The organism is Marinobacter vinifirmus, assembly GCF_002258215.1.
In the GTDB taxonomy this organism is placed as follows: Bacteria; Pseudomonadota; Gammaproteobacteria; order Pseudomonadales; family Oleiphilaceae; genus Marinobacter; species Marinobacter vinifirmus.
The window spans coordinates 1-6897 of the sequence record NZ_NEFY01000041.1 but is presented as its reverse complement, the minus strand read 5'-3'; the positions used below and the strand labels follow the sequence as shown (position 1 = coordinate 6897).

Genomic DNA, 6897 nt, shown 5'->3' with positions numbered 1-6897 from the left:
CCCCACAACTGGACGCCGGCTACACCTGACAAGGTGTGATGGGCGGACGCTTACGGTAGATCGCCTGTATACGAGCTTTTAGAGGCTCGTATTTGTCACCCGCTCGCAGCACCTTGAGCTGATAATAGAACGTGCTGCGGGACAGCCCGGCTGCACGCAGCAGTCGTGCCAGGGAATGCTTCTGCCTTAACCCTTGGACCGCTTGCGCTTTTTGCTGCGCGCTGCGGCTTTCTCTTTCTGGATCAAGGCATCCAGCTTTTTTAGATAAGCGTTCTCCGCCCGCAGGTACAACAGCTCTTCGATCAACTCATCCTGCGAGAGACTGCGCTCTGGCGCATCAGCAGGTGGGAGGTCTACAGACTTTTTGGCCATCGGGGCAGCTCGCTTGGTCTCGGAAAGTGGCTTGGTTAGCTGGCCACTATGATACTGCACCAGCCATTTGCCAATAAGCCCCGTGCTCCTGAGGTTAAATCTCGCCTCTGCCTGCCGGTCCGTCAGGCCATCTCGGGTCACGCACTTGACGACATGGAGCTTGAACGACGGGCTGTAATGGTGCTTGGTTGCGGGCTCCAGCCCCTTCAGACCATGGTGCCGGTATCTCGTCACCCACCGCCGAACCAAAGATCTATCGACATTGAATTCTCTGGAGATGCGGTTGAAGCTGGCCCCGCCTTCGAGGTAAAGCTTCACCATCTTTAATTTGAATGCTTCACTATGTGTTCTTGTCATGTGACTCCCCAAAAGTCGGTGTCCAACTTTCGGGGGTCACTTCAGACTATCTCCCAACTCCCTTCCTGCCAAAGTTTGGAGTGAGAGGGGTCAGACCCCTTTGCCGGGCCCCTTTGCCGACTTTCGGGTCAGAATCTCTGACCATCTCCTTGGTAAAACAACGTTAAATCCCTCCAGGCATGTAACCTAAGGTTAACACCTCCGCTATACTGTCTACTTTGTGCTCATAGCACAGGGTTTGTTTAGCAGCTAAGGTGGTCCCCCTGCTTAGTGGCATTATTGAATTAACGAGAGACCTACACATGGAAGCGGCTAGTTCCGTCGGCCTTATGGCTGGCTTTTTTTCTTATCTCTCATTGTTTTTCCTGCGCCCTATTGCTTGCAGGGTGCACTTGCTGGATACCCCAGACCACCGGAAACTCCACAAGGGTTCGGTGCCGCTGATTGGTGGCCTGAGTGCTTTTGTGGGCGTGAGCGTGGCCTGGATGATTGGCATGCCGCTGATCAGTGGCCATGGGCTGTTCCTGATTTGTGCCGCGCTGCTGGTGATTGTGGGCGCGGTGGACGATGCCCGGGACCTCCCTGCAAAATTCCGCCTGGGTGTGCAGGTTCTGCTGGGCGCGGTGCTGACCTTTGGTTCTGGTACCTCGCTGGTAACCTTCGGCAATTTGCTGGGCTTTGGGCCCATTGAACTGGGTATTCTCGGGCCTTTGGTGACCATTGCCGCGGTAATTGGTGCCACCAACGCCTTTAACATGGTGGACGGTATCGATGGCCTGGCTGGCAGTCTGTCGCTGGTGGCACTGGGCTCGCTGGCGTTGTTGTTCAGCACGTCCTCCGGTTTGGTGGCTGAGCTGGCGTTGGCGGTAGGCATCAGCTGCGCGCTGGTGCCTTATCTGATGGCTAACCTGCGTATTCCCCCTTTCCGCAACCGCATCTTTATGGGCGATGCGGGCTCCATGTTTATCGGCTTTGCCGTGGTGTGGCTGCTGGTAAACGCCACCCAGCCCGGCGAAATGGCCATGCGCCCGGTAACCGCCCTGTGGATTATTGCCATTCCCCTGATGGACATGGTCGCCATCATGGTACGCCGCGCCCGCAAAGGGCAGTCGGTAATGAAACCAGACCGCGACCATCTGCACCACATCTTCATGCGCGCCGGCTTCTCCGACCGGGAAGCCCTGCTGATGATCACCATAGTGGCCATGCTGTTCGCCAGCGTTGGACTGCTTGGTGAGCTCTTCCACCTGCCCGAGTGGCTGATGTTTACGGCGTTTGTTGGATTGTTCGCGCTGTATGACTGGTCGCTTAGCCATGTTTGGCGGTTGCTGGTGGTGGTTCGGAAGAAGGTTGGTCATCAGTAGTTGTTTTTTGGTGCATCGCTCCCCTCCTGACGGATACAAAGGGGTCTGACCCTACGGGTCAGACCCCACCCTTCTCTTGCGGCCATCTCCCACCAAGCACCAAACCCCCGCCAAACTCTTTACTCCCGGTAACTGAATTTCCCTAATAACTAGCGTAGAATTGCGCCGTTTATTAACAGTATTTTGTGTGCATGGATCGGCCTCCGCCTGCGGTGGCCTGATTGCTTATTGCCTGACTACGCTGATTTGGGTTGGTGGGGCGGTAGCGTGCCTGAATGTTTGTGGCTTTATTGGAAAGGTAATCCTCTGAAATGAATCAGGAAAATAATACGTATCAGGACGAAATCTCGCTGGTGGACCTCGCGACGATCTTTGTTCGCCGGATCTGGTTGTTCATTGTTTTGTTTGTGCTGTTTGTTGTGGGTGGGGTGGTTTTTGCGCTTCTGCAGGACGAGCAGTATGAATATGTGAGCTTGTACCAGATCGCGGAAAAGAGTGCGGAAGAGCCGGTCGAAAAGCCCGCAAAGGCGATTGCGGTGATGCAATCACAGCGCCTGCCCGAGCTTGAGGCAGCTTATAAGGCTGAACATGGTGAGCGTGTTCCCTTCAATGTAAGCTTTTCCAATCCGGAGGACACCAGCCTGGTGCGGATTTCTTCTGAGGCGGTGAAAGGTAGCGCTGAGGATGTAAGGGCTTTCCATAAAGAGCTACTGGATCATCTTAAGAATCGGCATGAAAAGCAGATTGTAGATACACGCAGCAATATTGAAACCCGTCTTGACTCGGTGGTTCGTACGCTTGATTCATTGAAGCAAACGCCAGAAGCCGGCCAGGCTGTGGCGGAAGTGATGCAGAAGCAGGTTGAGCTGGAAGGGGAGTTGGCGTCGCTATCATCGGGAGAGTTGATGGTAGTGGGGCGTGAGAGTATTGAGCGGGTGGCGCCTAATCGGAAGTTGATTGTTGTTTTGGCGACCGTTGTGGGTTTCATTTTTGCCTTTGTCGCGGTGTTTTTCGCTGAGTTTGCATCGCTGGTTCGCAAAGCGCTGCGTGAGCAGAAGCAAAACTGATTTCCCCTAAGTGTTACGAAAAGATTCGACGAAATTGTGAGAGTGATTCTATGAGCAAAAAGTTCGCACTGATCGGCGCTGCCGGTTACATCGCACCGCGCCATATGAAGGCGATCAAGGACACCGGTAACGACCTGATTGCCGCCATGGACAAGAACGACTCCGTTGGCATTATCGACAGCCACTTCCCGGAAGCGGACTTTTTTACGGAGTTTGAGCGTTTCGACCGGCACATTGATAAGCTGCGCCGCGCCAATAACGGTAGCGCTGTGGATTACATTTCTATTTGCTCGCCCAACTACCTGCACGACAGCCACATGCGCTTTGCCTTGCGTGCTGGCGCCGATGCCATCTGTGAAAAGCCTCTGGTACTGAACCCCTGGAACATCGATGGCTTGATCGATATCGAAAAGGACACAGGCCGGAAGGTGAACACCATCCTGCAGCTGCGTGTGCATCCCTCTATCATTGCGCTACGGGACAAAGTGCAGGCGGAAAACCGCGACACCAAGCACGAGGTTGACCTGACTTACATCACCTCTCGTGGCCACTGGTACCTGCAGTCCTGGAAGGGCGACGCGAAGAAGTCAGGTGGTATTGCCACCAACATTGGCGTGCATTTCTACGACATGCTGCATTTCATCTTTGGCAAGCTGCAAGACAACGTAGTGCACTACAGCGACGACACAATGGCCGCCGGCTACCTGGAATATGAAAAAGCCCGGGTGCGCTGGTTCCTGTCTGTGGACTACAAATACGTACCGGAAAGCGCCAAGGCCCAAGGCCAGCGTACGTTCCGTTCCATCACTGTGGATGGTGAAGAAATCGAATTCTCCGGCGGCTTTACCGACCTGCACACCCGCAGCTATGAAGAAATCCTGGCGGGGCGTGGTTTTGGTCTGGAAGAGAACCGTGTGGCTATCGAGACGGTGTCTCATATTCGCAACGCCACCCCGGCTGGATTGACCGGTGATTACCATCCGTTCCTGAAGCAGTAAGGGGGCATTATGTCTGTAAGCATTCACCCCAGCGCGATCGTTGATGAAGGCGCGCAGATAGGTGATGGCTCCCGCGTATGGCACTTCGTGCACGTATGCGGCGGGGCCAGAGTCGGCAAAAACGTCTCTATGGGCCAGAACGTGTTCATCGGGAATAAAGTCACCATCGGCGATAACTGCAAAATCCAGAACAACGTGTCGGTGTACGACAACGTGCACCTGGAAGAGGGCGTATTCTGCGGCCCCAGCATGGTGTTCACCAACGTATACAACCCCCGCTCACTCATCGAGCGCAAGAGCGAATACCGTGACACCCTCGTTAAAAAGGGCGCAACACTCGGCGCCAATTGCACAATCGTGTGCGGGGTGACCGTAGGTGAATTCGCCTTTGTCGGCGCCGGTGCGGTGGTGAACAAAGACGTACCCGCCTACGCCCTGATGGTGGGTGTGCCAGCCAAACAAATCGGCTGGATGAGCGAATTCGGCGAACAGCTGGATCTACCCGTAACCGGTGAAGCAGAAACCACCTGCCAGCACACCGGAGCGCAGTATGTGCTGGAGAGCGGAAAGGTTACCAAGCAATAAGTCCTTCTTTTTTCGTGTCCTTTCGTGGATTTAGTGGCAAAAAGGCTCTTTAAAACATGCAATTCGTAGATCTAGCCGCCCAACAGGCAAGAATCAAAGACAAAATCGACGCAAACATTCAGAAAGTCCTGGCCCACGGCAAATACATCCTGGGCCCGGAAGTAGCAGAACTGGAGCAGAAGCTGGCGGAATTCTGCGGTGCGAAGCACTGTATCACCGTAGCCAACGGAACCGACGCCCTGCAAATCGCCCAGATGGCTCTCGGAGTAGGGCATGGCGACGAAGTAATCGTACCGGGTTTCAGCTACATCGCCACCGCCGAGACCCCTGCCGTACTGGGTGCCAAGCCGGTGTACGTAGACATTGATCCGAAAACCTACAACCTGGACCCTGCGAAACTGCAAGCGGCGATTACACCGCGCACCAAGGCGATTATCCCGGTTTCTCTGTATGGCCAGTGCGCAGATTTCGACACCATCAATGCCATTGCAGAGAAACACGGTATTCCAGTGATTGAAGACGGAGCTCAAAGCTTCGGCGCCAGCTACAAGGGGCGGAAATCTTGCAACCTGAGTACCATTGGCTGCACCAGCTTCTTCCCGAGCAAGCCGCTGGGTTGCTATGGGGACGGCGGAGCCATCTTTACCAACGATGATGAACTGGCCACCGTGCTGCGCCAGATAGCCCGCCACGGTCAGGATCGGCGTTACCACCACATTCGTGTGGGAGTGAATAGTCGCTTGGATACCCTGCAAGCGGCCATTCTGTTGCCTAAGTTAGAAATTCTGGCTGAAGAGATTGAGCTGCGGAACCAGGTGGCTGAGCGGTATACGCAGTTGCTGAGCGAGGCCGGCATTAACACAACACCGTTCGTTGAAGAACACAATGTATCAGCCTGGGCGCAGTACACCGTGCGGGTTGAAAACCGTGGGGATGTACAGGATAAGTTAAAGGCTGCGGGTGTGCCTACGGCTGTGCATTATCCGATTCCGCTGAATAAGCAACCGGCTGTGGCGGATGCAGGGGCGGGGTTGCCGGTTGGGGATGCGGTGGCTGAGGTGGTTTTGAGTTTGCCTATGCATCCTTATTTGAGTGAGAGTGATCAGGCTGCTGTTGTAGAGGCTTCGACCAAATGAAACTGTTGGTAACGGGAGGTGCCGGCTTCATAGGCTCCGCCGTCATCCGCCACATCATCACCCACACCAACGATGAAGTGGTCAACCTCGACAAACTCACCTACGCCGGCAACCTCGAAAGCCTGGCGGCGGTTAGCGACAACCAGCGCTACAGCTTCGAACAAGTAGACATCTGCAACCGCGCCGAAGTGGATCGCGTATTGGCCGAACACCAACCAGACGCCATCATGCACCTGGCCGCTGAAAGCCACGTAGACCGCTCCATAGACGGCCCGGCAGACTTCATCGAAACCAACATCGTAGGCACCTACACCCTGCTGGAAGCCACCCGCCAATACTGGCAGGCGCTGGAAGCCGAAAAGAAAGCCAACTTCCGTTTCCACCACATCAGCACAGACGAAGTCTACGGCGACCTCCCGCACCCAAGCGACACACCCAACGCGGAAGAGCGCCTGTTCACTGAACAAACCGCCTACGCCCCAAGCAGTCCATATAGCGCCAGCAAAGCCAGTTCAGACCACCTGGTAAGAGCCTGGCAGCGCACCTACGGCCTGCCGGCACTGGTGACCAACTGCAGCAACAACTACGGCCCCTACCACTTCCCGGAGAAGCTCATCCCGTTGATGATCCTCAACGCCCTGGAAGGTAAGCCGCTTCCGGTCTACGGCAAAGGCGACCAGGTCCGTGACTGGCTCTATGTTGAAGACCACGCAAGAGCCCTCTACATAGTCGTCACCGAAGGCCAGCCCGGCGAAACCTACAACATCGGCGGCCACAACGAAAAACAGAACATCGAAGTAGTGCACACCCTCTGCGACATCCTCCAGCAACTTCGCCCGCAGGAACGCAGCTACCGGGACTTAATCACCAACGTAAAAGATCGCCCCGGCCACGACATGCGCTACGCCATAGACGCTAGCAAAATCCAGAAAGAACTCGGCTGGGCGCCCGAAGAAACCTTCGAAACCGGCATCCGCAAAACCGTCCAGTGGTACCTCGACAACCTCGACTGGTGCCA

Annotated in this window: 7 protein-coding genes; 6 read left to right on the top strand and 1 reads right to left on the bottom strand. The window is 55.3% G+C overall.

Annotation, left to right across the window (positions count from 1 at the left end; translation table 11 throughout):
• Positions 1-186: 186 nt before the first annotated feature.
• Positions 187-729 carry a helix-turn-helix domain-containing protein gene (locus B9Q17_RS17680; RefSeq protein WP_094624264.1) on the bottom strand — a complete coding sequence of 181 codons (543 nt, stop codon included), beginning with the start codon at positions 727-729 and terminating at the stop codon, positions 187-189.
• Positions 730-1031: 302 nt separating this feature from the next.
• On the opposite strand from B9Q17_RS17680, the gene wecA reads away from it, so the two are divergent.
• The 6 genes from wecA to rfbB all read left to right on the top strand — a co-directional run.
• Positions 1032-2093 carry a UDP-N-acetylglucosamine--undecaprenyl-phosphate N-acetylglucosaminephosphotransferase gene (gene wecA / locus B9Q17_RS17675; RefSeq protein ID WP_341864865.1) on the top strand — a complete coding sequence of 354 codons (1062 nt, stop codon included), beginning with the start codon at positions 1032-1034 and terminating at the stop codon, positions 2091-2093.
• 311 nt (positions 2094-2404) lie between these two features.
• Positions 2405-3160, top strand: coding sequence for a Wzz/FepE/Etk N-terminal domain-containing protein (locus B9Q17_RS17670; protein WP_094626177.1), 756 nt, complete (start codon positions 2405-2407; stop codon positions 3158-3160).
• Positions 3161-3210: 50 nt separating this feature from the next.
• The gene (locus B9Q17_RS17665; protein WP_094626176.1) at positions 3211-4158 is read left to right on the top strand and encodes a Gfo/Idh/MocA family protein; all 948 of its coding nucleotides are present in this window, start codon (positions 3211-3213) and stop codon (positions 4156-4158) included.
• A gap of 9 nt (positions 4159-4167) precedes the next feature.
• On the top strand, positions 4168-4743 hold the full coding sequence (locus B9Q17_RS17660) for an acyltransferase (RefSeq protein ID WP_094626175.1): 576 nt from the start codon (positions 4168-4170) through the stop codon (positions 4741-4743).
• A gap of 56 nt (positions 4744-4799) precedes the next feature.
• Positions 4800-5879: a DegT/DnrJ/EryC1/StrS family aminotransferase gene (locus tag B9Q17_RS17655; protein ID WP_094626174.1), complete on the top strand. Its 1080-nt coding sequence runs from the start codon at positions 4800-4802 to the stop codon at positions 5877-5879.
• On the top strand, positions 5876-6897 hold a 1022-nt coding region (gene rfbB, locus B9Q17_RS17650; RefSeq protein ID WP_094626078.1), incomplete at its 3' end, for a dTDP-glucose 4,6-dehydratase. The genes B9Q17_RS17655 and rfbB, both read left to right, overlap by 4 nt.

Excerpts from the sequence above, each read along its gene's own strand:
- B9Q17_RS17680 (WP_094624264.1), bottom strand. The coding sequence starts at position 729 with ATGACAAGAACACATAGTGAAGCATTCAAATTAAAGATGGTGAAGCTT.
- wecA (WP_341864865.1), top strand. The coding sequence starts at position 1,032 with ATGGAAGCGGCTAGTTCCGTCGGCCTTATGGCTGGCTTTTTTTCTTAT.
- B9Q17_RS17670 (WP_094626177.1), top strand. The coding sequence starts at position 2,405 with ATGAATCAGGAAAATAATACGTATCAGGACGAAATCTCGCTGGTGGAC.
- B9Q17_RS17665 (WP_094626176.1), top strand. The coding sequence starts at position 3,211 with ATGAGCAAAAAGTTCGCACTGATCGGCGCTGCCGGTTACATCGCACCG.
- B9Q17_RS17660 (WP_094626175.1), top strand. The coding sequence starts at position 4,168 with ATGTCTGTAAGCATTCACCCCAGCGCGATCGTTGATGAAGGCGCGCAG.
- B9Q17_RS17655 (WP_094626174.1), top strand. The coding sequence starts at position 4,800 with ATGCAATTCGTAGATCTAGCCGCCCAACAGGCAAGAATCAAAGACAAA.